The 15344-nt window shown below is 74.3% G+C and carries 17 protein-coding genes; 8 read left to right on the top strand and 9 right to left on the bottom strand.

Annotation, left to right across the window (positions count from 1 at the left end; all coding sequences use genetic code 11):
- Positions 1 to 76: 76 nt before the first annotated feature.
- Entirely contained in the window at positions 77 to 859 is a 783-nt protein-coding gene (locus tag CRP51_RS13925) for an electron transfer flavoprotein subunit beta/FixA family protein (RefSeq protein WP_097231487.1), read from the bottom strand.
- Between the two features lie 183 nt (positions 860 to 1042).
- The gene (locus CRP51_RS13920; protein WP_097231486.1) at positions 1043 to 1384 is read right to left on the bottom strand and encodes a TlpA family protein disulfide reductase; all 342 of its coding nucleotides are present in this window, start codon (positions 1382 to 1384) and stop codon (positions 1043 to 1045) included.
- Between the two features lie 265 nt (positions 1385 to 1649).
- On the opposite strand from CRP51_RS13920, the gene CRP51_RS13915 reads away from it, so the two are divergent.
- Positions 1650 to 2366 (top strand): lysophospholipid acyltransferase family protein, encoded by a 717-nt coding sequence (locus CRP51_RS13915; RefSeq protein ID WP_097231485.1) that lies wholly within the window; start codon positions 1650 to 1652, stop codon positions 2364 to 2366.
- 58 nt (positions 2367 to 2424) lie between these two features.
- On the opposite strand, the gene CRP51_RS13910 is transcribed toward CRP51_RS13915, so the two are convergent.
- Genes CRP51_RS13910 through CRP51_RS13900 form a run of 3 tightly spaced genes read right to left on the bottom strand, consistent with a single transcriptional unit; the run spans position 2425 to position 5735 of the window.
- On the bottom strand, positions 2425 to 3531 hold the full coding sequence (locus tag CRP51_RS13910) for a threonine aldolase family protein (protein WP_245880573.1): 1107 nt from the start codon (positions 3529 to 3531) through the stop codon (positions 2425 to 2427).
- Positions 3510 to 4289, bottom strand: coding sequence for an SDR family NAD(P)-dependent oxidoreductase (locus CRP51_RS13905; protein WP_097231483.1), 780 nt, complete (start codon positions 4287 to 4289; stop codon positions 3510 to 3512). The genes CRP51_RS13910 and CRP51_RS13905 overlap by 22 nt, the downstream gene beginning before the upstream one ends.
- Before the next feature lie 48 nt (positions 4290 to 4337).
- Positions 4338 to 5735 carry a DUF6421 family protein gene (locus CRP51_RS13900; protein ID WP_097231482.1) on the bottom strand — a complete coding sequence of 466 codons (1398 nt, stop codon included), beginning with the start codon at positions 5733 to 5735 and terminating at the stop codon, positions 4338 to 4340.
- 109 nt (positions 5736 to 5844) lie between these two features.
- Here CRP51_RS13900 and CRP51_RS13895 point away from each other — a divergent pair, with 109 nt between their 5' ends.
- Positions 5845 to 6531 carry a glycerophosphodiester phosphodiesterase gene (locus CRP51_RS13895; protein WP_245880572.1) on the top strand — a complete coding sequence of 229 codons (687 nt, stop codon included), beginning with the start codon at positions 5845 to 5847 and terminating at the stop codon, positions 6529 to 6531.
- Here the strand turns inward: CRP51_RS13895 and CRP51_RS13890 are convergent.
- Positions 6515 to 7045, bottom strand: coding sequence for a GNAT family N-acetyltransferase (locus CRP51_RS13890; RefSeq protein ID WP_097231481.1), 531 nt, complete (start codon positions 7043 to 7045; stop codon positions 6515 to 6517). The two genes, CRP51_RS13895 and CRP51_RS13890, sit on opposite strands and share 17 nt — an antisense overlap.
- 144 nt (positions 7046 to 7189) lie before the next feature.
- Here CRP51_RS13890 and CRP51_RS13885 point away from each other — a divergent pair, with 144 nt between their 5' ends.
- The 4 genes from CRP51_RS13885 (at position 7190) to CRP51_RS13870 (ending at position 10369) form a co-directional block, all read left to right on the top strand.
- Positions 7190 to 7756, top strand: a complete 567-nt coding sequence (locus CRP51_RS13885; RefSeq protein WP_097231480.1) for a DUF5134 domain-containing protein — start codon at positions 7190 to 7192, stop codon at positions 7754 to 7756.
- Positions 7757 to 7839: 83 nt separating this feature from the next.
- Positions 7840 to 8775, top strand: a complete 936-nt coding sequence (locus tag CRP51_RS13880; protein ID WP_097231479.1) for a M56 family metallopeptidase — start codon at positions 7840 to 7842, stop codon at positions 8773 to 8775.
- Between the two features lie 99 nt (positions 8776 to 8874).
- Positions 8875 to 9573, top strand: a complete 699-nt coding sequence (locus CRP51_RS13875) for an HAD family hydrolase (RefSeq protein ID WP_097231478.1) — start codon at positions 8875 to 8877, stop codon at positions 9571 to 9573.
- A 148-nt stretch (positions 9574 to 9721) separates the two neighbouring features.
- Positions 9722 to 10369, top strand: a complete 648-nt coding sequence (locus tag CRP51_RS13870) for a TetR/AcrR family transcriptional regulator (protein ID WP_097231477.1) — start codon at positions 9722 to 9724, stop codon at positions 10367 to 10369.
- On the opposite strand, the gene CRP51_RS13865 is transcribed toward CRP51_RS13870, so the two are convergent.
- Complete coding sequence (locus CRP51_RS13865) at positions 10360 to 11832, bottom strand: LVIVD repeat-containing protein (protein WP_097231476.1); 1473 nt, start codon at positions 11830 to 11832, stop codon at positions 10360 to 10362. The two genes, CRP51_RS13870 and CRP51_RS13865, sit on opposite strands and share 10 nt — an antisense overlap.
- Before the next feature lie 131 nt (positions 11833 to 11963).
- On the opposite strand from CRP51_RS13865, the gene CRP51_RS13860 reads away from it, so the two are divergent.
- Entirely contained in the window at positions 11964 to 12674 is a 711-nt protein-coding gene (locus CRP51_RS13860; protein ID WP_097231475.1) for a DUF305 domain-containing protein, read from the top strand.
- Between the two features lie 47 nt (positions 12675 to 12721).
- Here the strand turns inward: CRP51_RS13860 and CRP51_RS13855 are convergent, their stop codons facing one another.
- The gene (locus CRP51_RS13855) at positions 12722 to 13612 is read right to left on the bottom strand and encodes a hypothetical protein (protein ID WP_097231474.1); all 891 of its coding nucleotides are present in this window, start codon (positions 13610 to 13612) and stop codon (positions 12722 to 12724) included.
- 87 nt (positions 13613 to 13699) lie between these two features.
- Positions 13700 to 14050 carry an ArsR/SmtB family transcription factor gene (locus tag CRP51_RS13850; protein ID WP_097231473.1) on the bottom strand — a complete coding sequence of 117 codons (351 nt, stop codon included), beginning with the start codon at positions 14048 to 14050 and terminating at the stop codon, positions 13700 to 13702.
- Between the two features lie 160 nt (positions 14051 to 14210).
- Between CRP51_RS13850 and CRP51_RS13845 the strand changes: the two genes are divergently transcribed.
- Positions 14211 to 15293, top strand: a complete 1083-nt coding sequence (locus CRP51_RS13845) for an NADH:flavin oxidoreductase/NADH oxidase (protein WP_097231472.1) — start codon at positions 14211 to 14213, stop codon at positions 15291 to 15293.
- Positions 15294 to 15344: the final 51 nt, after the last annotated feature.

Here is a 15344-nt window from a genome sequence, read left to right as displayed (position 1 = left end):
TCTCCAGCGGGTTGCGAGGGGCGGGTCGGGGACTCCTCGGGGCCGGTGGCGGCCCGGGGTAGCGCGCGGCGCGGTGTCAGACGAACTTGCGCTCGGCGAGGAAGGCGGCCAGCTTCTCGGCGCCGTCGCCCTCGTCGGTGACGACCTCGCCGGCGGTGCGCGCGGGGCGCGGGGTGGCCGACTCGACCTTCGTCCGGGAGCCTTCGGGGCCGACCTGCTCGGTCTCGATGTCCAGGTCCTCCAGGTCCAGGCTCTCCACCGGCTTCTTCTTGGCCGCCATGATCCCCTTGAAGGAGGGGTAACGGGCCTCGCCCGACTGGTCGGTGACCGAGACGACCGCGGGCAGCGCGGCCTGGAGCCGCTCGGTGGCGGCGTCCCCGTCGCGGCGCCCGGTGACCTCGCCCTCGGCCACGGAGACCTCCGACAGCAGCGTCACCTGGGGCACCTGGAGCCGCTCGGCGAGCAGCGCGGGCAGCACGCCCATGGCGCCGTCGGTGGAGGCCATGCCGCAGACGACCAGGTCGTAGCCGACGTGCTCGACCGCCTTGGCCAGCACCAGCGAGGTGGCGAAGACGTCGCTGCCGACCATGTCCTCGTCCTCGATGTGCACGGCCTTGTCGGCGCCCATGGACAGCGCCTTGCGCAGCGCGTCGTTGGCGTCCTCGGGGCCGGCGGTCACGACGGTGACCTCGGCGTCGTCGGCGTCCTCGGCGATCCGCAGGGCCTGCTCGACCGCGTACTCGTCCAGCTCCGACAGCAGCCCCTCGGACTCGCGGTCGGTGGTCAGGTCCTCGGTGAAGCCGCGGTCGCCCGTCGCGTCGGGTACGTACTTCACACAGACAACGATCTTCAAGCTCACGACGGCGCTCCTACAGCTAGTCGGTCCGCAACGGGCACTGGCAAGATCAACCCGGTAGTTACTCGCCAGTACACTACTGGTATCCCCCTCGGGCAAGCATGTCTCACTGTGACATGGCCTACGTTGGCACCCCCCTCGTGCCGCCGGCGCCCGGGGCCTTCCCCGCGAGGTCAGCCACCGGTGTCAGTCCCCGATCGCCGCGCCCAGGGCGGCGATCACGTCCGGGCGCCGGGGCGCTCCGGCGGCGCGGACGACGACGTTCCCCGAGGCGTCCAGCACCAGCGTGGTGGGGGTGGCCCGCACGCCCACGGCGCGCACCAGGTCGAGGTGGGACTCGGCGTCGACCTCGACGTGGAGGACGCCGGGCACCAGGGCGGCGACGTCGGCCAGCACGGCGCGGGTGGCGCGGCAGGGCTGGCAGAAGGCGGTGGAGAACTGCACCAGTGTGGCCCGCTCCCCCAGCGCCGGGACACCGAGTGCCGCCGGGTCCAGCCGGTCGGGCGCCGGCCCGTGTGCGTCGCTCATCGCGCTCCCCTCCCCCGCGCCCCCGGGCGCGGTCGGCCGCCGTGGACCGCTCCGCCGTTTTCCGAGGTCCCGGCATGGACAGCCTGCCAGAACCGACGTGCCCCCGGCGCGCCGTTCCCCGTTCCCGACCGACCGGGCCGGGGGCCGGCCGGTCGCGGAAGACAGGGGGTGGCGCGGGGTGGCGTTCCCCTCCGCTTTCGGGCACGATCGGGCGTCCCTGGAAGTTACGGTGGCGTAGGTTGCCACTTCGAAAGAGGTTCCTCGTATGGCAGAGTTCGTGTACCCGCCGGTCGTCGCTACCGCGCGGACCATGTTCAAGGTGCTCGACCTGCGCTTTGACATCACCGGCGAGGAGCATGTGCCGCGTCGGGGTGGCGCGGTGCTGGTCAGCAACCACATCGGCTATCTGGACTTCATCTTCGCGGGCTTCGCGGCCCGGCCGGCGAAGAGACTCGTCCGGTTCATGGCCAAGGACTCGATCTTCCGGCACCGGGTGTCGGGGCCCCTGATGCGGGCGATGAAGCACATCCCGGTGGACCGGGCGCGCGGAGACCAGGCGTTCGCGCCGGCGCTCGAGGCGCTGCGGTCCGGCGAGATCGTCGGGGTCTTCCCCGAGGCGACGATCTCGCCGTCGTTCACGCTGAAGAAGTTCAAGTCGGGTGCGGCGCGCATGGCGCAGCAGGCGGGGGTGCCGCTGCTGCCGGTCGCGCTGTGGGGCACGCAGCGCTTGTGGACCAAGGGGCGCAAGCGCGACCTGCGGCGCAACCACATCCCGATCACCATCAGGATCGGCTCGCCGATGGAGGCCGACCCCGACGAGTCGGCGGCGGGCATCACCGACCGGCTGCGGGAGCGGGTGCAGCACCTGCTGGAGGCCGCGCAGACCGCCTACCCGGACAAGCCGGAGAAGCCCGAGGACGCCTGGTGGCTGCCGGCGCACCTGGGCGGGACGGCGCCGCCGCCGGCCGCCGGACTGGCCTGAGCCGCCGAGGGGAGGGCGCCCGCGCGTGGGCGCCCTCCCCCGCTGGCGTGCCGCCGGGTCAGCCGCCCAACTCGGCGCGGATCGCGGCGAGGAAGCCGTCCACGTCCTCCTCCGTGGTGTCGAAGGAGCACATCCAGCGGACCTCGCCTGCCGCCTCGTTCCAGAAGTAGAACGGGTAGCTCTTCATCAGCCGGCGGCTGGCGTCCTGCGGCAGGGTGGCGAAGACGGCGTTGGCCTGGACGGGGTGGCTGATCTCCACGCCGTCGACGGCGGCGACGCCGTCGGCGAGCCTGCGGGCCATGGCGTTGGCGTGCCGGGCGCCGCGCAGCCACAGGTCCCCGGCGAGCAGCGCCTCCAACTGGGCCGCGACGAAACGGGTCTTGGACGGCAGCTGCATGGACAGCTTGCGGACGTGGAGCATCGCGCGGACCCGTTCCGGGGCGAGCACGACCACGGCCTCGCCGAACAGCAGCCCGTTCTTGGTGCCGCCGAACGACAGCACGTCCACGCCGACATCGGTGGTGAACGCCGACAGCGGCAGGTCGAGGGCGGCGGCGGCGTTGGCGAGCCGGGCGCCGTCGAGGTGGACGGCCATGCCCCGCTCGTGGGCGAACTCGGCGACGGCCGCGATCTCCTCCGGCGTGTAGACGGTGCCCAGCTCGGTGCTCTGGGTCAGCGAGACCACCTGCGGGGTGGCGCGGTGCTCGTCGTCGAAGCCGAACGCCTCGCGCGCCACCAGCTCCGGGGTGAGCTTGGCGCCCGGTGCCTCGACGGGCAGCAGCTTGAGGCCGCCGACGCGTTCGGGGGCGCCGCACTCGTCGGTGTGGATGTGGGCGTGGGCGGTGCAGACGACCGCGCCCCAGCGGTCGGTGAGCGCCTGGAGGCCGACGACGTTGGCTCCGGTGCCGTTGAAGACGGGGTAGACCTCGGCGCGGGGGCCGAAGTGGCCGCGCATGACCTCGCCGAGATGGGCGGTGTACGCGTCCGCGCCGTAGGCGGACTGGTGTCCGCCGTTGGCCAGGGCGAGCGCGGCGAGCACCTCGGGGTGGGCTCCGGAGTAGTTGTCCGAGGCGAAGCCGCGCAGGCCGGGGTCGTGGTGGCGGGTGGCGTCGGTGGGCTGGCCGGGCTGGCCGGAGGGGGCGGTCACGGCTTCGGGGTGAGCCACAGGCGGTTTCCGTTCACTTCCTGGGTCGGGGTGGTCCACAGCCGGCTGACGGCGTCGGCGAGGTCGGTGACGTCGGTGAAGCCGGCGAACCTCGCCTTCGGCTTCTCGGCGCGCATCGCCTCGGTGACCAGGGCCTTGACCACCAGCACGGTGGCCGCGGCCGGCGGCGGGGCGTCGTCGGCCGCGGCCTTGCGGAAGGCGTCGGCCAGGGCCAGGGTCCACGCCTCGGCGGCGGCCTTGGCGGCGGCGTAGGCGGCGTTGCCCGCGGTCGGCCTGCTGGCGCCGGCGGCGCTGACCAGGGCGAAGCGGCCGTTGCCCGAGCGCTCCAGCGGGCCCTGGAAGGCGAGCGAGGTGTGCTGGACCGTGCGCACCAGCAGGTCGTGCAGCGCCTCCCAGTCGGCCAGGTCGGTCTCGGCGAACCCGGCGGAACCGCGCCACCCGCCGACCAGGTGGACCAGGCCGTCGACGCGGCCGAACTCGCGCTCGGTCTTCTCCGCCCAGGCACGGGCGGAGTCCAGGCTCAGCAGGTCGACGGTGTCGCCGACGACGGTGGCGCCGCCGTGCGCGAAGCGGGCGGCGTCGACGCCCCGGGCCAGCCGCTCCGGGTCGGCGTCGGCGGCGACGACGGTGGCGCCGGCCTGGGCCAGTCGCAGCAGGGTGGCGTGCCCGGCGGGGCCGCCGGCGCCGGCGACGGCGACCACCGCGCCCTCCAGCGCGCCACCGGCCCTGGGGGTCTCACCGGTGATGGGGGTGTTCATCCACGTCTCCTCGTCGAATCCCTCGTGTCCGGCGGCGTCCCGCGCCGGTCAGGCGGCCTGTTCGCCGGCCCGCTCGGCGGTGATGCCCCGGGTGGACTCGATCACCTTACGGAGCTTGCGGCCCAGCGCCTCGTAGAAGAGGCTCAGCGGGAACTCGTCGGGCAGCACCTCGTCGACGAGCTTGCGGGGCGGCAGGGTGAGGTCGAGGGCGTCGGGGCCCTTGGCCCAGACGGAGCCGGGGTGCGGGGAGAGGTACGCGGCGACCAGGTCGTAGGCCTTGAGCCAGTGCACGATCTTGGGGCGGTCGATGCCGCGCCGGTAGAGCGTCTCGATCTCCTCGCGCAGCGCGGCGGTGACCTCGCGGGCGCGGTCCCAGTCGACGGTGAGCCGGTTGTCCCGCCAGCGCAGCGCGTCGTGCTGGTGGAGGTAGGCGAAGAGCAACTGGCCGCCGAGACCGTCGTAGTTGCGCACCCGGGCGCCGGTGACGGGGAAGCGGAAGAGGCGGTCGAGCAGCACCGCGTACTGCACGTCGCGGCCCTGCGGGTAGCCGTCGTCGGCGAGCCTGCCGGCCTCGTGGAAGGCGGTGAGGTCGCAGCGCAGCTCCTCCAGGCCGTACATCCAGAACGGCTGCCGCTGCTTGATCATGAACGGGTCGAACGGCAGGTCGCCGTGGCTGTGGGTGCGGTCGTGGACCATGTCCCAGAGCACGAACGTCTGCTGGCACCGCTGCTGGTCGGTGACCAGCCCCTGGGCGTCCTCGGGGAGGACCAGGCTGGTGACCTCGCAGGCGGCGCCGATCACGCGGCGGAAGCGGGCGGCCTCGCGGTCGCAGAAGATGCCGCCCCAGGAGAAGCGCGCGGGAGCCTCGCGCACGGCGATGGTCTCGGGGAAGAGGACGGCCGAGTTGGTGTCGTAGCCGGCGGTGAAGTCCTCGAAGGTGATGCCGAGGAAGAGCGGGTTGTCGTAGCGGGTGCGTTCCAGTTCGGCGAGCCAGTCCGGCCAGACGACGCGCAGGACGACCGCCTCCAGGTTGCGGTCCGGGTTGCCGTTCTGCGTGTACATGGGGAAGACGACCAGGTGCTGGCGGCCGTCGACGCGCTCGGCCGTGGGGCGGAAGGCGAGCAGGGAGTCCAGGAAGTCGGGGACGCCGAAGCCCGACGCGGCCCAGCGGCGCAGGTCGGCGACCAGCGCGCGGTGGTAGTCGGCGTCGTGCGGCAGCAGCGGACTCAGGCGCTCGACCGCGTCGACGACCGACTCGATCCTCCGGGTCAACTCGGCGCGCCCCGGGGCGCCTTCGGCCTCCAGGTCGATGGAGCCGTCCTTCGCCTGGGCCGGCCTGATCGCGGCGACCGCGTCACGCAGCACGGGCCACGCGGGATGTGCGATCACGCGGTCCGCCGTCGATCCCTCGCCCTTCGCCGCGATCGACGCAAGACTTTCCGTCATGTCCCACCCTCCACAGAAGATTATCCGTTCGGATAACGGTATCCGTTGAAGATTGGCCGATCAACCGGTCGGTCGGGCTCCGGTCCCGCCGCTGGGTAGGGTGACGGCCATGGGGCCGCTGCTGACCGTGGGACACCGTGGGCTGATGGGTGTGGAGCCGGAGAACACCCTGCGTTCCTTCCGCCGTGCGCGGCGCGAGGGGCTGGACGCGGTGGAGCTGGACCTCCACCTGAGCGCGGACGGCGCGCTGGTGGTGATGCACGACGCGCGGGTGGACCGCACCACCGACGGGCGCGGCGCGATCGCCGAGCTGTCGCTGCGCGAGCTGCGCCGGCTGGACGCGGGCCTGGGCGAGCGGGTGCCGACCCTGGACGAGGTGGTGACCGAGATCGACGGGCACCTCCAGCTGGAGATCAAGGACGCCGCCGCGGCCAGGGAGCTGGCCGCGCTGGTCGCCGCCCGGGGACTGACCGGGCGGGTCACCGCGATCTCGTTCCACGACACGGCGCTGGCCGCGTTCGCCGAGGAGCTGCCGCACGTGCCGCGCGGGCTGGTCACCGGCACCTCGACGGCCACGGCGCCGGAACGGGCCGCGGCGCTCGGCTGCGGTCTGGTCTCCTGCGAGCTGGGGTGGCTCACACCCGAGGTGGTGGAGCGCTGCCGGGCGGCGGGGCTCGCGGTGCTCACCTGGACGGTCAACACCGACCGGGAGCTGGCGCGGGCCCGCGCCCTCGGCCTGGACGGGGTGGTGACCGACCGGCCGGAGATCGTGCGGGAGGTCAGGACAGCGGCTTGACCAGCACGACGAACTCCAGGTCCGGGCGGCGCGGCACGCCGAACCGCTCGTCGCCGTAGGGGAAGGGCAGCCGCTCGCCCGTGAGCCGGAAGCCGCGCCGCTCGTACCAGGCGATCAGCTCCGGGCGCACGGAGACCACCTGCATCACCATCCGGGCGGCGCCCCAGTCGCGCCTCGCCCTGGTCTCGGCCTCGGCCAGCACCCGGCGTCCTACGCCCGCGCCCTGCAGGCCGGGGCTGACGGCGAACATCCCGAAGTGCGCGGCGAGCGTGCCGTCCGACTCCGGGCTGCGCCTGAGGTGGCAGCAGGAGACCAGCCGGCCCTCGTTCCGCACGGTCAGCAGCAGGCTGTCGGGGTCGGTGACGACCTCGCGCACGGCCTCGGGGTCGGTGCGCTGGCCGTCCAGGTAGTCGGCCTCGGTGGTCCAGCCGGCGCGGCTGGCCTCCCCCCGGTAGGCGGACTCCACCAGCGCCACCACCTCGGGCACGTCCGCCTCGCCCGCGATGCCGAACATCAGCTCTGCCGTCGTCGTCACGCCCGCATCCTAGGGCAGGGCCTCACGACCGGCGCCCCCGCGCCCCCCGCGCCCCCGTGCGCCGCCGTGGGGCACGGCGGGGGCGGGCAGCCTCCGCGCGGGAAGGGAACGCGGGGAGGCGGGATGAACGGGCCGGAGCTGGTGTGCTGGCTGCTGGTCGCGGTCCCCGGGGGCACCGGCGCCTGGTGTCTGGCGCGGCTGCGGCGGGCGGCCCCCGCCGGCCGGCAGGGGCGGGCGCTGGAGGCCGCGATGGGGCTGTCCATGGCGCTGATGGCGGCCGGGATGGCCGGCGGGCCCGCGGCGCCGGGCTGGGTGCTGGTCGTGGTGAGCGCGGCGACGGTGGCGGGCGCGCTGCCGCCGCTGGGGCTGCGGGCGCGGCACCGGGCGCATCACGCGGTGGAGGGCGCCGGGATGCTCTACATGGCGCTGGCGATGGCCGGCGGGGGGCACGGAGCGCACGCGGCCCACGGCGCGGGCGCCGGCGTGCCGGCGCTGACGGGGGCGCTCCTGCTGTACTGCGCGCTTCAGGTGCTGCGCACCGCGCCCGGGCTCGTCCCGGCCGGCGGGGGCGCGGAGCCGGCCGTGCGGGCGGGAGGGGACGGCGGGGGCGACGGCGAGGAGGACGAGACGGCGGCGGCCTGCCGGCTGGTCCTCACGGTGGGGATGGCGGCCATGCTGCTGGCCATGTGAGCGGCCGGGCGCGCGGTGAGGCGTTGCTCACGCCGGTGCACACCCGTGCGAGGGGCGGCCCGGCGGGGCTCTAGTCTGGTGACATGGTGATCACCATCACGCTGCTGGTGCTGGGCGGGCTGACCGCCGCGGTGGCCCCCCGGGTGTTGGCGCGGGGCGCGTGGGCCGACCGGGAACCGGTGCTGGCCCTGTGGATGTGGCAGTGCGTGGTGGCCGCCGTGCTGCTGTGCTGCGTGCTGGCCATGGCGCTCTCCGGCGCCGCCGGGTGGGGCGCGGTGCGCGGCGGTCTCTTCGCCCCCGCGCCGGCGCAGGTGGTGGACGCCTACGCGCTCCACCCCGACGGGGACCGGCTGGCGGCGGCGATGGCGCTGCTGCTGGCCTGCGGCGGGCTCTGGACGGCGGTGGCGCTGACCCGCGAGGTGCGCCGGGCCCGGGCCCAACGGCGGCGCAGGCGGGCCGAGCTGCTGGCGCGTTCCCCGTTGCTGCCGGGTGAGGCGGCGCGGTCGGCCGAGCCGCTGGTGGTGCTGGAGGACGAGCGCGCCGACGCCTGGCTGCTGCCCGGCTCCCCGCCCCGGCTGGTGATCACCACGGCCGCGCTGCGCAGGCTCAACCGCCGGCAGCTGGACGCCGTACTGGCGCACGAACGCGGCCACGCGCGGGCCCGTCACCACTGGCTCCAGCACTGCGCCGGCGCGTTGGCCAGCGGCTTCCCCGGCGTCCCGGTCTTCGAGGCGTTCCGGGCACAGGTGCACCGGCTGGTGGAGCTGAGCGCGGACGACATGGCCTCCCGCCGCTTCGGCCGGCTGACGACGGCGCTGGCGCTGGTGGGGCTGAACGAGGAACGCGGCGTCTTCGGCTGCCACGAGCACGGGGACGTCCCGCGCCGCGTCAACCGGCTGCTGGAGCCGGAGCGCCGCCTGGCCCCGGCGCGGCGGCTGCGCCTGACGGCGGCGGTCACGCTGGTCCCGGTCGTCCCCCTGCTGGTGGCCTTCGCCCCGGGCCTCAACGCCCTGGCCTGACGCCGGGCGCGCCCTCGGCCGCCCGGCAGGTCCGCCCGGTCACCCCGCGCGGCGGCAAGCGTGCTGGTGCGAGCCACCCCGACGGGAAAGAATCGGGACATGACGATCAGGGGTGTGCTCTTCGACTTCTCCGGGACCCTGCTGCGGATCGAGCCGGCGCTCAACTGGCTGCGGGTGGGCCTGGAACGCGTCGGCGTCGAGGTTCCCCCGGACGAGCTGCGGCGGCTCGCGGCGGAGCTGGAGCGGGCCGGGGCGCTGCCGGGGGGCTCGGAGCCGGAGGAGATCCCGCCGGAGCTGCGCGGGCTGTGGGACGCGCGGGACATCGACGCGGCGGGCCATCGGCGGCTGTACGTGACGTTGTCCCGACGGGTGGAGCTGCCGGGGCCGCCGGAGTTGCACGAGGTGCTGTACGACCGGCACATGGAGCCGACGGCCTGGCGTCCCTACCCGGACACCGGGCCGGTGCTGGCGCGGCTGCGCGAGCGCGGCGTGCCGGTGGCGGTCGTGAGCAACATCGGCTGGGACCTGCGACCGCTCTTCGCGGCGCACGGGCTGCTGGAGTGGGTGGACGCCTTCGCGCTGAGCTTCGAGCACGGGGTGCAGAAGCCCGACCCGCCGCTGTTCGCCTGGGCCTGCCGGGAGCTCGGCGTGGCGCCGCAGCAGACGCTGATGGTGGGCGACAACGCCACGGCGGACGGCGGGGCCACCGCGCTGGGCTGCACCGTGCACCTGGTGCGGCACCTGCCGGCGGACGAACGTCCGGGGGATCTGCTGCCGGTCCTGGACCTGGTGGGCTGAGGGACCGGGGAAGGCGGCTCGCTGGCGGTATCGGACGGTCCCCCGCGCCGCCCGATACCGCCACCGGCCTGGCTTCGCCCATGGCCGGGCGAAGGTCTGGCTGTCCGGCTGAGTATATTGGCTGCCAGCCAGTCAACGGGAGCCCAGCATGTCGCCTCGAAGCTCATCGGTCAATGAGGAAATGCGCCGACGTTCCCGCGAACGGCTTCTCCAGGCGACCGTCGAGCTGGTCGCCGAGCGCGGCTACGAGGCCACGACCTTGGGGGACATCGCCGATCGGGCGGGGGCGGCACGCGGGCTGATCTCCTACTACTTCCCGGGGAAACGTCAGCTTCTGCAGTCGGCCGTGCACCGCCTGATGCACCGGACGCTGGACGCCGCGCTGGAACGGGAGCCGGCGCCCTCGGGCCCCGGGGCCGGCCGGGAGCGGCTGGCGCGGGCGATCGACGCGATCCTCGGGCTGGCGGCGGACCAGCCGGTGCTGATGCGGGCGCACATGGCGGGCCTGTTGCAGTACGAGGGGTTCATCCAGTGCGCCGAGCAGCAGCGGCTGGCGTTCCTGCTGCGCGAGACGGTCGTCGCCTTCGGCTCGACCGATCCGGACACCGACTACCGGGTGCTGCGCGCGCAGCTGATGGGGTCGGTGGTGGCGCAGCTGCTGCCGGGGGCACCGATGCCCCCGGCGCGGCTGCGCGCGGAGCTGTTCGCCCGTTACGGGCTGGAGTGGGAGCTGGGGGTGCCGCCGGGCGCGCGGCCGCCCGGCGGCACCCTGGACGCGGGGTCGACTCAGCGGTAGGTGGGCTGGGTCTGCGCGTTCAGCTCGTCCAGGTGGACGCGGCGGGCCGGGTCGGTGCGGCGGTCGTCGATCCGCAGCACGTCCAGGCCCTTCTGGTCGTTGGAGTAGACGTGGCCGTTGTAGTAGTAGGCGGACCAGCTGCCGCCGAACGCGAGCTCGTCGCCGTTGACCGGACCGCGTTCGAAGTAGCCGATCTCGCGCGGGTCGTCGGAGTCGGTGAACTCCCAGACGGAGACGCCGCCCTGGTACCACGCCTGGACCATGATGTCCCGGCCGGGCACGGGGATCAGCGAGCCGTTGTGGGCGACGCAGTTCTCGGTGGTCGACTGGTGGCGCGGGATCTTGTAGTAGCTCTGGAACGACAGGGCGCGGTCGTCGCCCCGGCCGGTCACGTGGTAGATGCCGTTGGCACCGAACTCGTCGCCCACGGTGGCGTCGCAGGTGGGCGCGCCGCCGCCGCCGAGCTCGTCGGTGAAGACGATCTTGCTGCCGTCCTGGCTGAAGGTGGCCGAGTGCCAGAAGGCGAAGTGCTCGGCGTCCTGCACGCGGTCCAGCACCCGGGGCCGGTCGGGCCGGGAGATGTCCATGAGGACGCCGTCGCCCATGCAGGCGCCGGCGGCCAGGTCCAGGGCCGGGTAGGCGGTGATGTCGTGGCAGCCGGTGGTGGCCGAGCCGTCCTCGTCACCGGGGAATCCGCCGTCGGGGAAGAGCACCTCGAAGCGGGAGAGCGCGGCGCGCTCGGGGGCGCGCCGGGGCACCTTCACGATGGAGATCCCGTCGTGCGGCGGCTGGCAGTCGGGGAACGACGCGTCCGGCGCGTAGGAGGAGACGTAGACGTAGACGTCGCGCCGCTCCGGCACCAGCGTGTGGGTGTGGGAGCCGCAGGCGGTCTCGACGGCGGAGACGTAGCGCGGCTCGCGGACGTCGCTGATGTCGAAGACGCGGATGCCCTCCCAGGAGTCGGCCTCGGTCGCCGGCTGGCCCTCGCTGGAGCAGGAGTCGTCGCTGCGCGAGGAGTCCACCGACAGGAAGAGCAGGTCGCCGGTCACGGAGATGTCGTTCTGCGACCCGGGGCACAGGACCCGGGTGACCAGCCGGGGTGAGCGGGGCCGGCTGATGTCGTAGACGACGAAGCCGTCGTAGTTGCCCGCGAAGGCGTACTCGCCCTGGAAGGCGATGTCGCTGTTGGTGCCCGAAAGGCCCTCCTCCCGGGGGATGTTGGCCAGCTGCGTGATGTTGTCGCTGTGCACGATCTCGTCGACGCCGGGTATCCCGTCGTCGCCGGCCGCTCCGGCGCGCCCGCCGGGCCCCTCACCGCTCTCCACCTCGGTGGTGGGGTCCCGGTCCGGGTCGGGGGTGGCGGCGGCGGGTCCGGCCAGGACCAGGGTGGCCAGCAGCCCGGTGAGCGCGGCCGACAGGCCGAGCCTCCCCCGGCGTCGGCGTGCTCGCTGGAAGGGTGTCACGTCTCTCCTCCGGTTTCCGCAGGGGTGACCGCGGTGTTGGCGCCCGAGTGCGTACCCTTCAGTATGGATAGCTGCATGTACATATCAATATTGGCAACAAAACTGTCATCTCCCGTAACAGGAGGCCCCCGTTGACGGACCGTCCGCGCACCGCGCTCCGCCGCTTCCGTTCCCTCGCCCCGACGGCCGCCCTCGCGCTCGCGGCGTGCGCGGGGTTGACCGCGTGCGGCGGGGGCGGCTCCGCCTCGGCGAGCGAGGAGGGACCTCCGGTCATCGCGCCGGGCGCGCCGGGCGACGACGCGGAGACGCTGAGCCCCGAGGAGGCGGCCGAGCGGCTTCCCGAGGCCGGGGAGCCGGACGCCGCCGACGTCGCCTACATGCACATGATGATCACGCACCACGGCCAGGCCCTGGAGATGAGCGACCTCGCGCTCGCGCACGCCGAGGAGGCGGGGGTGCGGGGCATCGCGGAGCGCATCAGGGCCTCGCAGGCGCCCGAGATCGAGGTGATGCGCGCCTGGTTGACCGAGCGGGGCGAGGACGAAGGGGGCCAGCACGGCGAGCACGACGGCCACGGGGGACACGGCGAGCACGACGGCCACGGCGGGGACGGGGAGATGCCGGGGATGGCCTCGCCCGAGGAGCTGGCGGAGCTGTCGGACGCCAGGGGCGCGGAGTTCGACGCGCTCTTCCTGGAGCTGATGATCCGCCACCACGAGGGCGCGGTGACGATGGCGGGCGAGGTGCTGGGCTCCACGACGGACCCCTCCGTCGAGCAGTTGGCGACGGACGTGCTCGCCACGCAGCACACGGAGATCGACCGGATGGGCCGACTGGCCTGAACGGCCGGGCGGCGCGCTCGGGCCCGCGCGCCGCCCGGCCGGTGGGGTCAGTCGCGGGTGAGGCGGTAGGTCATGCTGTCCACGACGACACAGGCGCCGGGGGACATGACGATCACCCGCAGCGTTCCGGTGCGGCGGTCGTAGTCGACGCCCTGCGCCTCGTACGCGCCGGAGCAGGCGCTGCGCAGCGGGAGTTGGCGCAGGGCGGTGACGTTGCCGTCGACGTCCCCGCCGTCGAGGGCGGCGGCGAGATCGACCTGGAGCAGCGGCTTGGTGGTGCCGAAGAGGCTGCCCTCGGGGTCGTCGGACGAGCACAGCAGCGTGGTGGCGTCGCGGAAGTCGCAGCCCTGCACGTCGCGGACGGGCCGGTCGAGGTGGACGGTGGCGACCTGCGGCAGGTCCTCGGAGGGCGAGGTGTCCGGATGGACGCCCGGGGTGGGGAAGACCAGGAAGCGGTCCATGGTGCCCCACTCCCCGGAGAGCATCCACCGGCCGTCCGGCGAGATCGCGACCCAGGAGTTGTTCAGCACCTCGTCGGGACCGAGCCGGTGGACGTACTCGGCCCAGTCCCCGGACGGGTCCTGGACGCGGTACATCTTGGTGTCCCCGTCGTCCCGCTGGTAGGGCTCGATGTAGTGGCCGTCGTAGGAGGCGTCGGGGTCGCCGACGTGGTTCCAGCCGCGGGTCCTGACGTCGAACGGGATGGTGCCGATGCCGGTGTAGCGGTTGGCGCTGTTCGCGGGGACCTCGACGGAGGCGAGCCCCTGGCTCTCGGTCAACGGGTCGGCGCGGTCGGAACCGACCTCGCTCCAGGTGTCGGCGGCGGGCGCGGGGTCGGCGGCGGCGGGCGGCGCCGCGGAGAGCCCGGCGGCGAGCGCGAGGGCGGCGAGCAGGCCGGTCGCGGCGACGGGGCGGCGGCGTGGGGCGCGGGGGGACATGGGGACGGGGCTCCTCGGTGGTGGGGGAACTCTCGCCCGGGAGTCTTCCCCGCCGAGGAAGGCGTGTACAGACCAACTCGGCCCGGTTCAGGTCCCGTCGGCCCGGCGGCGGGCGGTCAGCACGACGTCCAGGAGCCCGGGGAAACGCGCGTCGAGATCGGCGCGGCGCAGGGCGTTCAGCTTGGCGGTGCCCCGGTACACCTGGCGGATGACGCCCGCCTCGCGCAGCACCCGGAAGTGGTGGGTGCAGGTCGACTTGGAGACCGGCAGCGCGAACGCGGAGCAGGGCAGCTCCTCCCCCGTCTCCGCGAGGACGCCGACCACCGAGAGCCGCACCGGGTCGGCCAGGGCGTGCAGCACCCGCTCCAGCGCGAGCTGCTCGCGGTCGGGGTGGGCCAGGGCGCGGCCCGGGGCTGCGGTGCCGGCTCCGGACGTCATGGCCCCATCCTACGGAACGGGTCCGCGCCGGCGGCCGCGCGCCGGGCGCCCTCGCCCGGCGCCGGACCCTCCTTGTACGATGACTCTCGTACTTAACGTCCCGCCGCGCCTCACGGCCCTCCGAGGCCGGGCGCCGGGCGGGCCCGTGGGAGGAGATTTGGTGAGTTCGCTCTTCGAGCCCTGGTCGTCGCGTTCGCTGACGGTGCCCAACCGGGTCTGGATGGCCCCCATGTGTCAGTACTCGGCGGACGCCTCGGGACCGGACGTCGGGGCGGTCAACGACTGGCACGTCACCCACTACGTCAGCCGCGCGGTCGGCGGCGCGGGGCTGGTGCTGCTGGAGGCCACCGCGGTCTCCCCCGAGGGGCGGATCAGCCCCCGGGACCTGGGGCTGTGGAACGACCGGCAGCAGGAGGCGCTGACCCGGCTGACCGGGCGGCTGCGCGCCCACGGCGCGGTCGCCGGCGTGCAGCTCGCGCACGCCGGGCGCAAGGCGTCGACGCACGTCCCGTGGGAGGGCGGCGGGCCGCTGGCCGAGGACGAGGGGGCGTGGACGACGCTGGGCCCGAGTCCGCTGCCGTTCGACGCGGGCCACCCCGCCCCGCACGAGTTGAGCGTCGAGGAGATCGGCGAGGTCGTCGAGCGGTTCGCGGCGTCCGCCCGCCGCGCGCTGGCCGCCGGCTTCCAGGTGGTCGAGGTGCACGGCGCGCACGGCTATCTGCTCGGGGAGTTCCTCTCCCCGCACAGCAACCACCGCACCGACGGCTACGGCGGCGACTTCGCCGGGCGGGCCCGGCTGGCGCTGGAGGTCGTCGAGGCCGTGCGGGCGGTGTGGCCCGAGGACCTCCCGTTGTTCTTCCGGATCTCGGCCACCGACTGGCTGCCGGAGCACGGATGGACCCCGGACGACACCGTGCGGCTGGCCGGCGAGTTGCTGGCGCGCGGCGTCGACCTGCTGGACGTCTCCTCCGGCGGCAACGCCCCGGGGGTGCGCATCCCGACCGGTCCCGGCTACCAGGTGCCGTTCGCGGCCCGCGTCAAGGCGGAGACCGAACTCCCGGTGGCGGCCGTCGGATTGATCACCGAGCCGGAGCAGGCGGCCAAGATCCTGGAGGCCGGCGAGGCGGACGCCGTCCTGCTGGGCCGGGCGCTGCTGCGCGAGCCCTACTGGCCGCGGCGCGCCGCGCGGGAGCTGGGCGCGACCGGGCTGCCGCTACCCCCGCAGTACCTGCGGGCCCACTGAGCGGCCACGGCGCACGGAATACCGTTGCCCCGGCGCGTGGACTCCCCCGCG

The organism is Streptomyces zhaozhouensis (assembly GCF_900230195.1).
Taxonomy (GTDB): Bacteria; Actinomycetota; Actinomycetes; order Streptomycetales; family Streptomycetaceae; genus Streptomyces; species Streptomyces zhaozhouensis.
Note: the sequence above shows the minus strand (reverse complement) of the source record. Positions and strands in the feature narration are given on the sequence as shown.